15 protein-coding genes are annotated in these 13,706 nt (G+C 70.8%); 5 read left to right on the top strand and 10 right to left on the bottom strand.

Annotated elements, in window-relative coordinates:
* Window positions 1–41: 41 nt before the first annotated feature.
* A complete protein-coding gene (locus H7I41_RS06930) occupies window positions 42–1,427 on the top strand; it encodes a type II NADH:quinone oxidoreductase Ndh (RefSeq protein WP_264011834.1) in 1,386 nt (461 codons plus the stop codon).
* On the opposite strand, the gene H7I41_RS06925 is transcribed toward H7I41_RS06930, so the two are convergent.
* From H7I41_RS06925 to H7I41_RS06890, 8 genes are all read right to left on the bottom strand, one after another.
* A complete protein-coding gene (locus H7I41_RS06925) occupies window positions 1,420–2,052 on the bottom strand; it encodes an urease accessory protein UreD (protein WP_264011833.1) in 633 nt (210 codons plus the stop codon). The two genes, H7I41_RS06930 and H7I41_RS06925, sit on opposite strands and share 8 nt — an antisense overlap.
* Window positions 2,049–2,750 (bottom strand): urease accessory protein UreG, encoded by a 702-nt coding sequence (gene ureG / locus H7I41_RS06920; protein ID WP_264011832.1) that lies wholly within the window; start codon window positions 2,748–2,750, stop codon window positions 2,049–2,051. The genes H7I41_RS06925 and ureG overlap by 4 nt, the downstream gene beginning before the upstream one ends.
* Before the next feature lie 22 nt (window positions 2,751–2,772).
* Entirely contained in the window at window positions 2,773–3,408 is a 636-nt protein-coding gene (locus H7I41_RS06915; RefSeq protein ID WP_264011831.1) for an urease accessory protein UreF, read from the bottom strand.
* A gap of 3 nt (window positions 3,409–3,411) precedes the next feature.
* Window positions 3,412–5,133, bottom strand: coding sequence for an urease subunit alpha (locus tag H7I41_RS06910; protein WP_264011830.1), 1,722 nt, complete (start codon window positions 5,131–5,133; stop codon window positions 3,412–3,414).
* Window positions 5,134–5,161: 28 nt separating this feature from the next.
* Window positions 5,162–5,476, bottom strand: coding sequence for an urease subunit beta (locus tag H7I41_RS06905; RefSeq protein ID WP_264011913.1), 315 nt, complete (start codon window positions 5,474–5,476; stop codon window positions 5,162–5,164).
* Window positions 5,477–5,478: 2 nt separating this feature from the next.
* Window positions 5,479–5,781 carry an urease subunit gamma gene (locus H7I41_RS06900; RefSeq protein ID WP_264011829.1) on the bottom strand — a complete coding sequence of 101 codons (303 nt, stop codon included), beginning with the start codon at window positions 5,779–5,781 and terminating at the stop codon, window positions 5,479–5,481.
* A gap of 55 nt (window positions 5,782–5,836) precedes the next feature.
* Window positions 5,837–6,241 (bottom strand): PaaI family thioesterase, encoded by a 405-nt coding sequence (locus H7I41_RS06895; protein ID WP_264011828.1) that lies wholly within the window; start codon window positions 6,239–6,241, stop codon window positions 5,837–5,839.
* Window positions 6,242–6,395: 154 nt separating this feature from the next.
* A complete protein-coding gene (locus H7I41_RS06890) occupies window positions 6,396–7,172 on the bottom strand; it encodes an iron reductase (protein WP_264011827.1) in 777 nt (258 codons plus the stop codon).
* A gap of 225 nt (window positions 7,173–7,397) precedes the next feature.
* On the opposite strand from H7I41_RS06890, the gene H7I41_RS06885 reads away from it, so the two are divergent.
* The 4 genes from H7I41_RS06885 (at window position 7,398) to H7I41_RS06870 (ending at window position 11,823) form a co-directional block, all read left to right on the top strand.
* Entirely contained in the window at window positions 7,398–7,814 is a 417-nt protein-coding gene (locus H7I41_RS06885) for a BlaI/MecI/CopY family transcriptional regulator (RefSeq protein WP_264011826.1), read from the top strand.
* A 14-nt stretch (window positions 7,815–7,828) separates the two neighbouring features.
* Window positions 7,829–8,776 (top strand): M56 family metallopeptidase, encoded by a 948-nt coding sequence (locus H7I41_RS06880; RefSeq protein ID WP_264011825.1) that lies wholly within the window; start codon window positions 7,829–7,831, stop codon window positions 8,774–8,776.
* 70 nt (window positions 8,777–8,846) lie between these two features.
* Window positions 8,847–10,301, top strand: a complete 1,455-nt coding sequence (gnd, locus tag H7I41_RS06875; RefSeq protein ID WP_264011824.1) for an NADP-dependent phosphogluconate dehydrogenase — start codon at window positions 8,847–8,849, stop codon at window positions 10,299–10,301.
* 85 nt (window positions 10,302–10,386) lie between these two features.
* The gene (locus H7I41_RS06870) at window positions 10,387–11,823 is read left to right on the top strand and encodes a GuaB1 family IMP dehydrogenase-related protein (protein WP_264011823.1); all 1,437 of its coding nucleotides are present in this window, start codon (window positions 10,387–10,389) and stop codon (window positions 11,821–11,823) included.
* Here H7I41_RS06870 and H7I41_RS06865 read toward each other — a convergent pair.
* Window positions 11,776–12,849, bottom strand: coding sequence for an ABC transporter ATP-binding protein (locus H7I41_RS06865; protein ID WP_264011912.1), 1,074 nt, complete (start codon window positions 12,847–12,849; stop codon window positions 11,776–11,778). The two genes, H7I41_RS06870 and H7I41_RS06865, sit on opposite strands and share 48 nt — an antisense overlap.
* A gap of 17 nt (window positions 12,850–12,866) precedes the next feature.
* Window positions 12,867–13,706: ABC transporter permease (locus tag H7I41_RS06860; protein WP_308214590.1), on the bottom strand; the 840-nt coding region annotated here is incomplete at its 5' end.

The following is a 13,706-nucleotide window of genomic DNA, read 5'->3' as shown; positions in this document are numbered from 1 at the left end:
TGGTTGTACTGAACGAGTAGACGTTCGTCGAGGAGTTGCAGATGAGCCACCCCGGAGCCACCGTGTCCGACCGGCACAAGGTCGTCATCGTCGGGTCGGGGTTCGGCGGATTGACCGCCGCCAAGACCCTGAAGCGTGCCGACGTCGACATCAAGCTGATCGCGCGCACCACCCACCACCTGTTCCAGCCGCTGCTGTACCAGGTGGCGACCGGGATCATCTCCGAGGGCGAGATCGCGCCCGCAACCCGGGTGGTGCTGCGCAAGCAGCGGAACGCGCAGGTGCTGCTCGGCGACGTCACCCACGTCGACCTCGAGAACAAGCTCGTGCACTCGGAGCTGCTGGGCCACGACTACGCGACGCCGTACGACAGCCTGATCATCGCCGCGGGCGCGGGCCAGTCATATTTCGGCAACGACCACTTCGCCGAGTGGGCGCCCGGCATGAAGTCGATCGACGACGCGCTCGAGCTGCGCGGGCGGATCCTCGGCGCGTTCGAACAGGCCGAGCGGTCCAGCGACCCCGAACGCCGCGCGAAGCTGCTGACCTTCGTGGTGGTGGGCGCCGGGCCCACCGGCGTCGAGATGGCGGGTCAGATCGCCGAACTGGCCGACCACACCCTCAAGGGCACGTTCCGCCACATCGACTCCACCAGGGCGCGGGTGATCCTGCTCGACGCCGCGCCCGCGGTGCTGCCGCCGATGGGCGAGAAGCTGGGCAACAAGGCCAAGGCCCGCCTGGAGAAGATGGGCGTCGAGATCCAGCTCAACGCGATGGTCACCGACGTCGACCGCAACGGCATCACCGTCAAGGATCCCGACGGCAGCGTGCGGCGCATCGAATCGGCGTGCAAGGTGTGGTCCGCCGGTGTCTCGGCGAGCCCGCTCGGCAAGGACCTCGCTGCACAATCGGGCGTCGAACTCGACCGGGCAGGCCGGGTCAAGGTGCAGCCCGACCTGTCGCTGCCCGGCCACCCGAACGTGTTCGTGGTGGGCGACATGGCGGCCGTCGAAGGCGTGCCCGGCATGGCCCAGGGCGCGATCCAGGGCGGCAAGTACGCCGCGCGGCTGATCAAGAACGAGGTCAAGGGCGCCAACCCGGCGTTCCGCGAACCGTTCGAGTACTTCGACAAGGGCTCCATGGCCACTGTGTCGCGGTTCAACGCCGTGGCGAAGGTCGGCCCGCTGGAGTTCGGCGGCTTCATCGCATGGCTGGCGTGGCTGGTGCTGCACCTGGTCTACCTGGTCGGCTTCAAGACCAAGATCGTCACGCTGCTGTCGTGGACGGTGACGTTCCTCGGCCGCAACCGCGGACAGCTGACCATCACCGAACAGCAGGCCTACGCCCGTACGCGCATCGAGGAACTCGAGGAGATAGCGGCGGCGGTGACCGAGACCGAACGGGAGAGGGAGCAGGCGGCTAGCTAGTCAGCCGCTCCCCCTGCCAGGTGGTCAGCCAACCGCCGACGGCCAGGGCGAGCTCGGTGCCGTTGGCCGCCGGTGCTCGGTCCGGGTAGGACAGTTCGCTCACGCATGCGCGCGGCGCGCCGAGGACGTCGTCGGCGACGGTGTCGTCGCCAAGCTCGATGCGATGCCGCAACATCGGTGCGCCGTCCAGGTCGGCGTGCATGGACCCGGACCAGAAGCCTTGGCGCTCACCGGTTCTGCCGATCTGGATCCGTTCACGCAGCCGGATGCGCCCCGCTCCGGTCAACCGCAGCCGGGTGAGCGTGACATGCCTCGACGCACCGGCCACGACGGTCGGCTGCGGGTCGACGTCCAACTCGCCCGCTGACTCGATGTCCCAGTGGGCCGTCGATTCCGGCGTGCCGGGTCCGGGCAGCACCATGGTCGCCGCGGCGGTGCGCACCTGCAGCCGGGCGCCGGGTTCGACGACGATGCGCACGGAGATCAGGTCGCCGCCCAGCGGCGTGGCGGCCGCCGACACCAGGTGCACGGTGTCGGGACCGGTGCGCCGGGCGGCCAATCCCCCGCTGCACTCCAGTCGCGGCGGACGTCCCGGGCAGGCGATGATCGCGACGTCGGACCTCATGGCGCAGGCGCGGACACCGGCGCGCGCAGTTGTTCGGTGACCCAGGCCAGCACGGGGCCCGCGGTCGGGTCCTCGGTCAGCGAGATCAGCGCCGTGGGACGGTCGCCGCGGACCTTGGCCGCATCGCGGCGCATCACGTCGAGGTCCGCGCCGACCAGCGGCGCCAGGTCGGTCTTGTTGACCACCAGCAGATCGGAGAAGGTGACGCCGGGTCCGCCTTTGCGCGGCACCTTGTCCCCGCCGGCCACGTCGATGACGAAGATCTGCGCGTCGACCAGTCCGGAGGAGAAGGTGGCGGTCAGGTTGTCACCGCCGGACTCCACGAGGATGAGGTCGAGGCGGGCGTCCGGACGATGGTGCGCGGCGATCAAGTCGTCGATGGCGTCGAGGTTGGCGGTGATGTCGTCGCGGATCGCGGTGTGCGGACAGCCGCCGGTCTGCACCGCGGCGATCCGCTCGTCGGGGAGCACGGCGTTGCGGCGCAGGAAGTCGGCGTCCTCGGTGGTGTAGATGTCATTGGTGAGCACGGCCAGCGACAGCTCGTCGCGCAGCTGTCGGCACAGCGCGGCCACCAGTGCGGTCTTGCCGGAGCCGACGGGTCCGCCGACACCGATCCGCAGCGGCTCCCCCGGCGTTCGTTCGCGTCGCGGGCGGTCGCGGTGGTCGTGCGGTTGGCCGTCCAGGAAATGCGGTGGCATACAACGCCTATCGGTAGTGGAGTTACGAGGAGAACAACGGTCGTTCGCGCTGGGCGTGCCGCTCGGCGAGCACGTCGAGCATCGGATCGGACAGCTCGGCGAGTTCCTTGGCGGCCGCCGCCGCGGTCTGGTCGCACAGTGCCGACAGCGCGAAGGTCACGGCGGCGACGTCACCGGGATCCAGCGCCAGCAGTCGCTGCGCGGCGGTCGCCGATCCGGTCATGGTCGTGTACACCACCGACACCGCGGTGTGCTCGGCGCTCAGACCGCTCGCCGCGCCCACCGCGCCGGCTGCGACAGCGAGGTGCGGCCTGACTCCGAGCGGCTGCCAGTCGGTGTCCGGCCACACCCGGCGCGCCAGCCTCAGCAGCCCGCGGCCCTGGGCACGCGATGCCGCCCGCGCGGCGGGCGACGGTGTGCGGGCGTCGGTTTCGCGGTCGGCCTGGACCACCGAGCAGGTACCGGTGTGGACGGCGGCCGCCAGGGACGCGGTCACCAGGCCATGGGTCCTGATGCGCCGCACCAGGTATGCGCGCAGCGTCGCCAGGTCGAAGACCAGCCCGGCGGTGACGGCCTCCTCGACGCCGCCGGAGTGCACGTGCCCTCCGGTGGGCAGCCGTGAGTCCGCCAGCGTCAGCAGGGTGGTCAGGGCAGTCATGCGCTAGAAGAGGAAGTAGCGCTGGGCCATCGGCAGTTCGGCGGCAGGCTGTTCCTGCCAGACGTCGCCGTCGATACGCACCGTGAAGGTGTCCGGGTCGACCTCGATGCGGGGCATGGCGTCGTTGTGCGGCATGTCCGTCTTGCCGACACCGCGCACATCGCCCACCGCGACGAGGCGCCGGCTGACCGCCAGCCGGTCGGCCAGTCTGTCCTCGATCGCCTGAGGCGCCACGAAGTGCACCGAGGTGGCGGCAGCGGCACGTGCGTCGGCGCCGAACATCGGGCGCGGCAGCACGGGCTGCGGCGTGGGGATCGACGCGTTCGCGTCGCCCATCGCCGCCCACGCGATCATCCCGCCCTTGATCACCGCGTGCGGCCGGACACCGAAGAAGGCGGGTTCCCACAGCACCAGGTCGGCGAGCTTGCCGACCTCGACCGAGCCGATCTCGTGGTCCAGCCCGTGGGCCACGGCCGGGCAGATGGTGTACTTCGCCACGTAGCGGCGCACCCGGTTGTTGTCCGCCGAACCGTCCCCCGCCAGAGCGCCACGGCGGCGCTTCATCACATGCGCGGTCTGCCAGGTGCGCAGCACCACCTCACCGATGCGGCCCATCGCCTGGGCGTCGCTGCCGATCATCGAGATCGCACCCAGGTCGTGCAACAGGTCCTCGGCGGCGATCGTCGACGGCCGGATGCGGCTCTCGGCGAAGGCGAGATCCTCAGGGACGCTGGGGTTGAGGTGATGGCAGACCATCAGCATGTCCAGGTGCTCGTCGAGGGTGTTCACGGTGTGCGGCCGGGTCGGATTGGTCGAGCTCGGCAGCACGTACGGTTCGGCGGCCACCGTGATGATGTCCGGTGCGTGCCCGCCGCCGGCGCCCTCGGTGTGGTACGCGTGGATGGACCGGCCCGCGATCGCGCCGACGGTGTCCTCGACGAACCCGGCCTCGTTCAGGGTGTCGGAGTGCAGCGCCACCTGCACCCCGGACGCGTCGGCCACCCGCAGGCACGCGTCGATGGCCGCCGGGGTCGAGCCCCAGTCCTCGTGCAGCTTGAAACCCGATGCACCGCCCCGCAACTGCTCCCACATCGATTCCGCGCTGACGGTGTTGCCCTTGCCGAGCAGCGCGATGTTCATCGGCCAGGAGTCCAGCGCCTCGAGCATGCGGGCCAAGTGCCAGGCGCCGGGGGTGACCGTGGTGGCCTTGCTGCCCTCCGCCGGGCCGGTGCCGCCGCCGATCAGTGTGGTGATGCCGCCGGCCAGCGCCTCGCCCATGATCTGCGGGCAGATGAAGTGCACGTGGCAGTCGATCCCGCCCGCGGTGAGGATGCGGCCGTTGCCTGCGATGATCTCGGTCGACGGCCCGACCACCAGGTCGCGGTGCACGCCGTCCATGATGTCGGGGTTGCCGGCCTTGCCGATCGCGACGATGCGGCCGTCGCGGATACCGATGTCGGCCTTGATGATTCCCCAGTGATCGATGATCACCGCGCCGGTGATCACCGTGTCGGGGGCGCCGTCGGCGCGGGTCGCGCGGCCCTGGCCCATCGACTCCCGCAGCACCTTGCCGCCGCCGAACACCGCCTCGTCACCGGCCAGTCCCGGTCCGCCGCTGCGGTCCTCGGTGATCTCGACGAACAGGTCGGTGTCGGCCAACCGGATCCGGTCGCCCGTGGTCGGCCCGAACAGCGCGGCGTACCGGGACCGCGACAGGCCGCTCATCGGTTCTCCCCGCTCTTCGCGCAAGCGCTCATCGGTCGTCCATCCGACCGGGCGGGGTCAGGCTGAGCCCGTGCACTTCGCGGGTCCCCCGCAACGGCACCGCCGACACCGTCTGCGCCACACCCGGTTCGAACCGCACCGCGGTGCCCGCGGGGATGTCGAGCCGATGGCCGCGGGCGGCCTGCCGGTCGAAGTCGAGTGCGGCGTTGGCCTGCGGGAGGTGCACGTGACTGCCCACCTGCACGGGCCGGTCGCCGGTGTTCACGACGTCGAGGGACACCCGCTCGGCGCCCTCGTTGATCTCGATGTCGCCGTCGCCGTGCACGATCTCTCCCGGGATCATGGTCACGGGATCGGGTGGTGGACGGTGACCAGCTTCGTCCCGTCCGGGAAGGTGGCCTCCACCTGAACGTCCTCGAGCATTTCGGGCACTCCCTCCATCACGTCCTCCCGGGACAACACGTCGCGTCCGCTGACCATCAGTTCCGCGACGGTGCGTCCGTCACGCGCACCCTCGAGCAGGTGGTCGGTGAGGACGGCGACGGCCTCGGGGTGGTTCAGTCGCAGCCCCCGGGCCTGCCGGCGCCGCGCCAGTTCGGCGGCATAGGAGATGAGCAGCCGCTCCTGCTCATGCGGGGTCAATCGCATAGTGCGCGATCCTGCCACGGCGCGGCGCGCTCAGCAGCGCTCGACGGCGGCGGGGTCAGGCGTCGGGCAGGTTCTGCAGACGCACCTGACCGCGGGCGACCATCCGGTCGGTCTCATCGGTGATCGTGATCAGCCACAGCTGCTGGCGGCGGCCGCGGTGGATCGGAGTGGACACCGCGGTCACCGTGCCCGACCGCAAGGCGCGCAGGAAGTCGGTGTTGTTGTTGACGCCGACCACGGTTCCGCCGCCGTTCTCGGAGAGCCACACGTGGGCGGAGACGCTCGCCAGGCTCTCTATCACCGCGCAATAGACCCCGCCGTGCACGATTCCCCAGGGCTGCAGCAGTTTGTCGGTGATGGTCAGCTGCGCGCGGCCGCCGTCGGGCGTCATCTCCAGGTAGGTCACGCCCAACTCGGTATCGAAACCCTCGCCGAGACCGGCCGGCAATTCTGTGCTCACTCAACGATGTCTACACGTCGACCGCACAAGAAGATTCGGGCGGGTCCCGCACTGTTGCGCGGGACCCGCCCTCGAGGGGACCGGGGGTCTCTGCAGCCCTCAGGACTCCGGCGCGGTCCGTTTGCCTCGTGCCTAGAGAATAGGCAAGGCTGCCCTAATTAAGCAAGCCCTTCCCTCGACCAGTCCGGGCGGCGCCACGGACCGGGAGGCCGAATCCGACCAGCGCGTCCAGCACGGCCTGGCCGCGGCGCATGCTCGTCAACTCGCTCGAGCCGGCCAGCATGGGCACCTGGGTGGCGGCACTGACCACGGCGGCGCCGACCATGTGCCACATCGCCGCCTCCGTCATGGCCCCGCCACTGATCTGCACCAGCCGAGTGAACAGCGGCGCGAGGGTGCGGTGGCTGCGGTGGGCGATCCAGGTCGTCAACGCGGCCTCGTTCGGCAGGGCGACGATGCCGTCCCCCGCGCCACGGGCCATCCGGCCGCGGCAAGCGCCGAAATAAGGGTCGTCGGGCAGCGCCCGCAGCGTCGGGTCGACCACGCCCACCCAGTCGATCGCGCCCTCGGAGTCCACGTGCACCCAGAGGTTCTCCAGTCCGGTGTCCCACGCCCGGCCCTCGAGCACCACCAGCGGCACCACGCGGCCGATGACCACATGGGCCAGCGTCGCCGCCAACTGCTGGGCGACCACTGCCCGGTTCCCCGTCTCGGAGGCCGCGATGTCGAACATCACCTGCAGCCGCTCGGTGGTGAGCGCCTCGGCCAGGGGCCACCACCTGCGCCGGGAGAGATCGCCCATCACGGCCACGCCGTATACGCGGGGGCACTCGGGGTAGAGCTCGCGCAGCCGGCGGGATGACTCGTGCAACGGCATCGTCCGCCTGATGGCCATGCCTGCGATCAGCGGATCGTCGATCAGTACCGTCACTGCACCTCCCGGGCGTCGTCGTCTCGGGTTAGGTTAGCCTTACTATAGTGACCAGGCAACATCGGCCGTCGCCTGTGAGCCGTTTCACAGGGCGGCGGGGCGAGGCCGTTGACCTCGGCCGGAATGCGACGCACAGAAGATGGGGTTCATCTTCGGCGATGGATACGACGCACGGTAGTACGTCCGTAGTACCCTTGACCTACTGCTCAGGAGAGTGAACGGAACATGGCCAAGTTGACGCGTCTAGGGGAGCTCGAGCGTGAGGTGATGGATCACCTCTGGTCCGCTCCGGAGCCCCAAACCGTTCGGCAGGTGCACGAGGCACTGTCGGCGCGGCGTGATCTGGCGTACACCACGATCATGACCGTGCTCCAACGGCTCGCGAAGAAGAACCTCGTGGTGCAGCACCGCGACGACCGGGCGCACCGCTACGCCCCCACACACGGCCGCGACGAGCTGGTCGCGGGCCTGATGGTCGACGCGCTCGACCAGGTCACCGACTCCGGCAGCCGCGAGGCCGCACTGGTGCACTTCGTCGAGCGGGTGGGCGCCGGCGAGGCCGCCGCGTTGCGGCGTGCGCTCGCCGAATTGGAGACCAAGCATCGATTGACGTCGCCGGCTGGCGATCCCGGTACCGGCTGAGGGAGACTGACAGCGTGTCCGCGCTGGCCTTCACCATCGTCGCGCTGGTCCTGATCGGACCGGTGCCGGCAATGCTTGCGCGGGCGTCCTGGCCGATGCGGGCGCCGCGGGCCGCCATCGTGCTCTGGCAGTCGATCGTGCTCGCCGCGGTGCTGTCGGCGTTCAGCGCCGGGATCGCGATCGCGAGCCGGCTGTTCGTTCCCGGCCCCGACGGCCGACCCACCGCCACCATCACCAGTGAGATCGCTGTCCTGGGCTGGCCGATGTGGCTGCTGCTGGTCTTCGTCTTCGCGCTCACGCTGCTCATCGGCGCCCGGCTGATCGTCTCGGTGCTGGAGGTGGCGATCGCCACCCGCCGTCGGCGCGCCCACCACCGGATGATGGTCGACCTGCTGGACATGCCGCGCACCGCAATGCCCGACAACGTCTGCGGCACGGCCGACCTGCGGATCCTCGACGTCGCACAGCCGATGGCGTACTGCCTGCCCGGCATGCGCAGCCGGGTGGTGGTCAGCGACGGCACCCTGACCACGCTCGCCGGCGACGAGATCGCGGCGATCCTCACCCACGAACGCGCCCACCTGCGCGCCAGGCACGACCTGGTGCTCGAGATGTTCACCGCCGTGCACGCCGCCTTTCCTCGGTTCGTCCGCAGCGGCAGCGCCCTCGACGCCGTCCGGTTGCTGATCGAACTGCTCGCCGATGACGCCGCGGTCCGCGCGGCCGGACCCACTCCCCTGGCCCGCGCCCTTGTCGCTTGCGCATCCGGCCGTACCCCGTCGGGTGCGCTCGCGGCGGGTGGTCCGACGACGGTGATCCGGGTCCGGCGCCTCGCCGGTCGGCCCAACAGCCCGCTGCTGGCCGCGACTGCCTATCTCGCCGCGGTCGCCGTGCTGGTGGTGCCCACCGTGGCCGTGGCCGTGCCGTGGCTGACCGAACTCCACCGGCTGTTCACCACCTAGATTCAGCGCCGAGGGATGCATCGCGCTCGAAGAAGCGTTCTCTGTCCACAAATCGACGAAAGGCTGCCGCATGACCAACTCGGGCACCACCGGTACGGCTCAGATCGGCGTCACCGGGCTGGCGGTGATGGGATCCAACATCGCCCGCAATTTCGCCCGACACGGTTACACGGTCGCGCTGCACAATCGCTCGGTCGCCAAGACCGACGCCCTGCTCGCCGAGCACGGGTCGGACGGGAACTTCGTCCGTAGCGAGACGATCCGCGAATTCCTCGATGCGCTGGAGAAGCCGCGCCGGGTGCTGATCATGGTCAAGGCCGGCGACCCGACCGACGCCGTGATCAACGAGCTCGCCGACGCGATGGAGGAAGGCGACATCATCATCGACGGCGGCAACGCGCTCTACACCGACACGATCCGTCGGGAGAAGGCGATCCGCGAGCGCGGCCTGCACTTCGTAGGCGCCGGCATCTCCGGTGGTGAGGAAGGCGCCCTCAACGGACCGTCGATCATGCCGGGCGGCCCAAAGGAATCCTACGAATCACTGGGTCCGCTGCTCGAGGAGATCTCCGCGCACGTCGACGGCGTGCCGTGCTGCACCCACATCGGGCCCGACGGCGCAGGCCATTTCGTGAAGATGGTGCACAACGGCATCGAGTACTCCGACATGCAGCTGATCGGCGAGGCCTACCAGCTGCTGCGCGACGGCCTCGGCAAGAGCGCAGGCGAGATCGCCGACGTGTTCGACGAGTGGAACAAGGGTGACCTGGACAGCTTCCTGGTCGAGATCACCGCGAAGGTGCTGCGCCAGGACGACGCCAAGACGGGCAAGCCGCTGGTCGACGTCATCCTCGACGAAGCCGAGCAGAAGGGCACTGGCCGCTGGACGGTGAAGTCCGCCCTCGATCTCGGTGTCCCCGTCACCGGTATCGCCGAGGCGGTGTTCGCCCGCGCGCTGTCGGGTTCGGTGACCCAGCGCAAGGCCACCACCGGCCTGGCCTCCGGTGACCTCGGCGGAAAGCCCTCGGACGCAGAGCAGTTCACCGAGGACATCCGGCAGGCGCTGTACGCGTCGAAGATCATCGCCTACGCCCAGGGCTTCAACCAGATCCAGGCCGGCAGCGCCGAGTACGACTGGGGCATCACCCCCGGCGACATGGCGACCATCTGGCGCGGCGGGTGCATCATCAGGGCGAAGTTCCTCAACCGCATCAAGGACGCCTTCGACAACGACGCCGACCTGCCCACCCTGATCGTCGACCCGTACTTCCGCGACGCGATCGAAGCCGCGATCGACAGCTGGCGCCGCGTCGTGGTGACCGCGACCCAGCTGGGCATTCCGATTCCCGGCTTCAGCTCGGCGCTGTCCTACTACGACGCACTGCGCACCGAGCGGCTGCCCGCGGCGCTCACCCAGGGGCTGCGGGACTTCTTCGGCGCGCACACCTACGGGCGCATCGACGCCGACCGCGACAAGCGGTTCCACACGCTGTGGAGCGGTGACCACAGCGAGGTCGAGGCCTAGACAACCGCCGAGGCTGCTGCCAGATCGCGGCATCGGGCCGAAACGCGATCTCACCGCAGTCTCGACGGTCATTAGACTCGGGGGCGTGCGCTTCCTCCACGACCACCGGCCGCCGTACGACCTGACGTACAACGACGTGTTCGTCGTTCCGGGCCGCTCGGAAGTGGCGTCCCGATTCGACGTGGACCTGTCCACCGTCGACGGGTCGGGCACTACCATCCCGGTGGTGGTCGCCAACATGACCGCGGTGGCCGGACGCCGGATGGCCGAGACGGTGGCCCGCCGCGGCGGCATCGTCGTCCTGCCCCAGGACCTGCCGATCTCGGCGGTGCGGGAGACGGTCGACTTCGTCAAGAGCCGCGACCTGGTGGTCGACACCCCGGTGACCCTCGCGCCGGACGACTCGGTGTCCGATGCCGTCGCGCTGATCCACAAGCGGGCGCACGGCGCCGCGGTCGTGGTGAACGACGGCCGGCCGGTCGGGCTGGTCATCGAGGCCGACTGCGTCGGGGTGGACCGGTTCGCCAGGGTGAGCGACATCGCGGTCACCGACTTCGTCACCGCGCCCGTGGGCACCGAGCCCCGCAAGGTGTTCGACCTGCTCGAGAACGCCGCCGTCGGTGTGGCGGTGCTGACCGGGCCCGACGGCACGCTGGCCGGTGTGCTGACCCGCACCGGCGCCATCCGTGCGGGCATCTACTCCCCCGCGGTCGACGCCAAGGGCCGGCTGCGGATCGCCGCCGCGGTCGGCATCAACGGCGACGTCGGGGCCAAGGCGCGCGCGCTGGTCGAGGCCGGCGTCGACGTGCTGGTGATCGACACCGCCCACGGCCACCAGGTCAAGATGCTCGACGCGATCCGCGCGGTCGCGGCGCTGGACCTCGGCGTGCCGCTGGCGGCGGGCAACGTGGTGTCGGCCGAGGGCACCCGCGACCTGATCGACGCCGGTGCGTCGATCGTCAAGGTCGGCGTCGGCCCCGGCGCCATGTGCACCACCAGGATGATGACCGGCGTCGGCCGCCCGCAGTTTTCAGCGGTAGTCGAATGTGCCGCCGCCGCAAGGGACCTCGGCGCTCACGTGTGGGCCGACGGTGGGGTGCGGCACCCGCGGGACGTCGCGCTCGCACTGGCCGCAGGCGCCGCCAACGTGATGATCGGGTCCTGGTTCGCCGGCACCTACGAGTCGCCGGGCGACTTGATGCGCGACCGGGACGACCGGCCGTACAAGGAGAGCTACGGGATGGCCTCCAAGCGTGCGGTCGCGGCGCGCACCTCCGCCGACAGCGCGTTCGACCGCGCACGCAAGGGTCTCTTCGAAGAGGGCATCTCGACCTCGCGGATGGGTCTCGACCCGTCCCGCGGCGGGGTGGAGGACCTGCTCGACCACATCACCTCCGGGGTCCGCAGCACCTGCACCTACGTCGGTGCCACCACGCTTCCCGAACTGCACGACAAGGTGGTGCTCGGCGTGCAGTCAGCCGCCGGCTTCGCCGAGGGCCATCCGCTGCCCACCGGCTGGTGACGGGTACGCCAGTACGGTGCCCGCCACGCTCACGCTGACCGGCTGACCCGGCGCGACGTCGACGTCGCCGATGCGGCGCACCACCAGCGGCGTACCGTCCGCGAGCGTGACGTGCACCGAGCTGTCCGGGCCGTAGAACCGGTGCGCGGTCACCACCGCAGGCGCCCCGTCCTCGGTCAGCCGCAGCTGTTCGGGCCGCAGCACGACGACCACGTCGCCGTCGTCGACCGGCATCCGCGTCGGATGGGCTCCCAGCACGGTGCGCACCACACCGCCGCGGCACTCGCCACCGATCTCGACGGCCGCACCGACGAACCGGGCGGCCGCCAGGGTCCGCGGCCGGTCGTAGACCTCGGCCGGCGTGCCGGCCTGCACCATCTGCCCGTTCATCAGCAGCGCCACGGAATCGGCGAGCGAGAGTCCCTCGGCCTGATCGTGGGTGACGAGTACGGCCGTGGTGCCGGTGTCCCGCAGGATCGCGGCGATGTCCTCGCGCACCCGCGTGCGCAGCCCGGCGTCGAGCGCCGCGAAGGGCTCGTCGAGCAGCACCACCCTTGGCCGCGCGGCGAGCGCACGGGCCAGCGCCACCCGCTGCTGCTGCCCGCCCGACAGCTCGTGCGGCCGGGCGTCGCCGCTGCCGTCGAGTCCCACCACATCGAGCCAGTGCGCAACGGTGTCCGCCGCCTCGGCGCGCCGCCGCCTCGGCAGCCCGAACGCGATGTTCTCCGCGGCGCTGAGGTGCGGGAACAAGGCACCCTCCTGCGGCATGAGGCCGATCCGGCGCCGATGGGCGGGCACCGCCGCGCCGTCGCCGCACACGATCCCGTCTCCGACGCCGACCGTTCCGGCGTCGGGTTCCTCGAAGCCGGCGACGATGCGCAGCAGCGTCGTCTTGCCGCAGCCCGACGGGCCGAGCACCGCGCCGATGGTGCCCGCGGCCACGTCGAGGTCCAGACCGGACAGCACCCGCCGCCCGTCGAACGACTTGCCCAGCCCGCGGATGCGCACACCTGCGGCGCCCGGCATCGGTTGGTCTCCCGCACTCACGTGTCACGCACCTCCACCACCTGCGCACTCCACAGGCCGATCGCGGCCGTCGGGAGCGCGGCGAGTACCACCAGCGCGGCCGCGTACGGCGCCGCGGACGCGTAGTCACTGACCGAGCTGTAGGTCCACAGCCGGGTGGCCATCGTGTCGGTGCCGGTCGGCCGCAGCAGCAGCGTGATCGGCAACTCCTTCATGCAGGTGAGCAGCACCAGCGCCGCACCCGCGGCGATGCCCGGCGCGGCGCCGCGGGCGGTGATCGAGGCGAACGCGGCGAACGGCCCGCGACCCAGCGAGCGGGCCACCTCCTCGTGCCGCACCGGCGTCGCCTCGATCGCGGCCCGGACCGACCCGACGGCCACCGGCACCAACAGCACGGCGTAAGCCAGGATCAGCAGCGGCTCACGCTGGTAGAACGGGCGCAACGCCACGACGCCGACCGACACCATGGCGATCGCGATGACGATCCCCGGCAGCCCGTGCGCCACGTAACTCGCCCCCTCGAGCGTCCGGGTCACCGGACTGCGGTACCGCGCCACCAGCACGCCGAGCGGCAAAGCCGCCACCGTGCACACCACCGCCGCCACCGCCGACAGCCACAGCGTGGAGACCACCGCGGCCGACCACTCACCGGCATCCCAGCGCGGTCCCGCGGCAAGCAGCCAGTCGGCGAGTGCGACGACCGGAACCACCAGCGCCGCGGCGACGACGACCAGCGCACCCGCCGCCGCGACCGGCCGCCACGGCCCGAGCGTGGCCACCGGGCAGCGCCGCGGCGACGACGACCAGCGCACCCGCCGCCGCGACCGGCCGCCACGGCCCGAGCGTGGCCACCGGCG

Source organism: [Mycobacterium] manitobense (assembly GCF_025821665.1).
GTDB lineage: Bacteria > Actinomycetota > Actinomycetes > Mycobacteriales > Mycobacteriaceae > Mycobacterium > Mycobacterium arseniciresistens.
This window is presented reverse-complemented; position numbering and strand designations above follow the sequence as displayed.

Excerpts from the sequence above, each read along its gene's own strand:
- H7I41_RS06910 (WP_264011830.1), bottom strand. The coding sequence starts at position 5,133 with ATGAGCGGCCTGTCGCGGTCCCGGTACGCCGCGCTGTTCGGGCCGACC.
- gnd (WP_264011824.1), top strand. The coding sequence starts at position 8,847 with ATGACCAACTCGGGCACCACCGGTACGGCTCAGATCGGCGTCACCGGG.
- H7I41_RS06900 (WP_264011829.1), bottom strand. The coding sequence starts at position 5,781 with ATGCGATTGACCCCGCATGAGCAGGAGCGGCTGCTCATCTCCTATGCC.
- H7I41_RS06865 (WP_264011912.1), bottom strand. The coding sequence starts at position 12,849 with ATGCCGGGCGCCGCAGGTGTGCGCATCCGCGGGCTGGGCAAGTCGTTC.
- H7I41_RS06915 (WP_264011831.1), bottom strand. The coding sequence starts at position 3,408 with ATGACTGCCCTGACCACCCTGCTGACGCTGGCGGACTCACGGCTGCCC.
- H7I41_RS06905 (WP_264011913.1), bottom strand. The coding sequence starts at position 5,476 with ATGATCCCGGGAGAGATCGTGCACGGCGACGGCGACATCGAGATCAAC.
- H7I41_RS06930 (WP_264011834.1), top strand. The coding sequence starts at position 42 with ATGAGCCACCCCGGAGCCACCGTGTCCGACCGGCACAAGGTCGTCATC.
- H7I41_RS06885 (WP_264011826.1), top strand. The coding sequence starts at position 7,398 with ATGGCCAAGTTGACGCGTCTAGGGGAGCTCGAGCGTGAGGTGATGGAT.
- ureG (WP_264011832.1), bottom strand. The coding sequence starts at position 2,750 with ATGCCACCGCATTTCCTGGACGGCCAACCGCACGACCACCGCGACCGC.
- H7I41_RS06925 (WP_264011833.1), bottom strand. The coding sequence starts at position 2,052 with ATGAGGTCCGACGTCGCGATCATCGCCTGCCCGGGACGTCCGCCGCGA.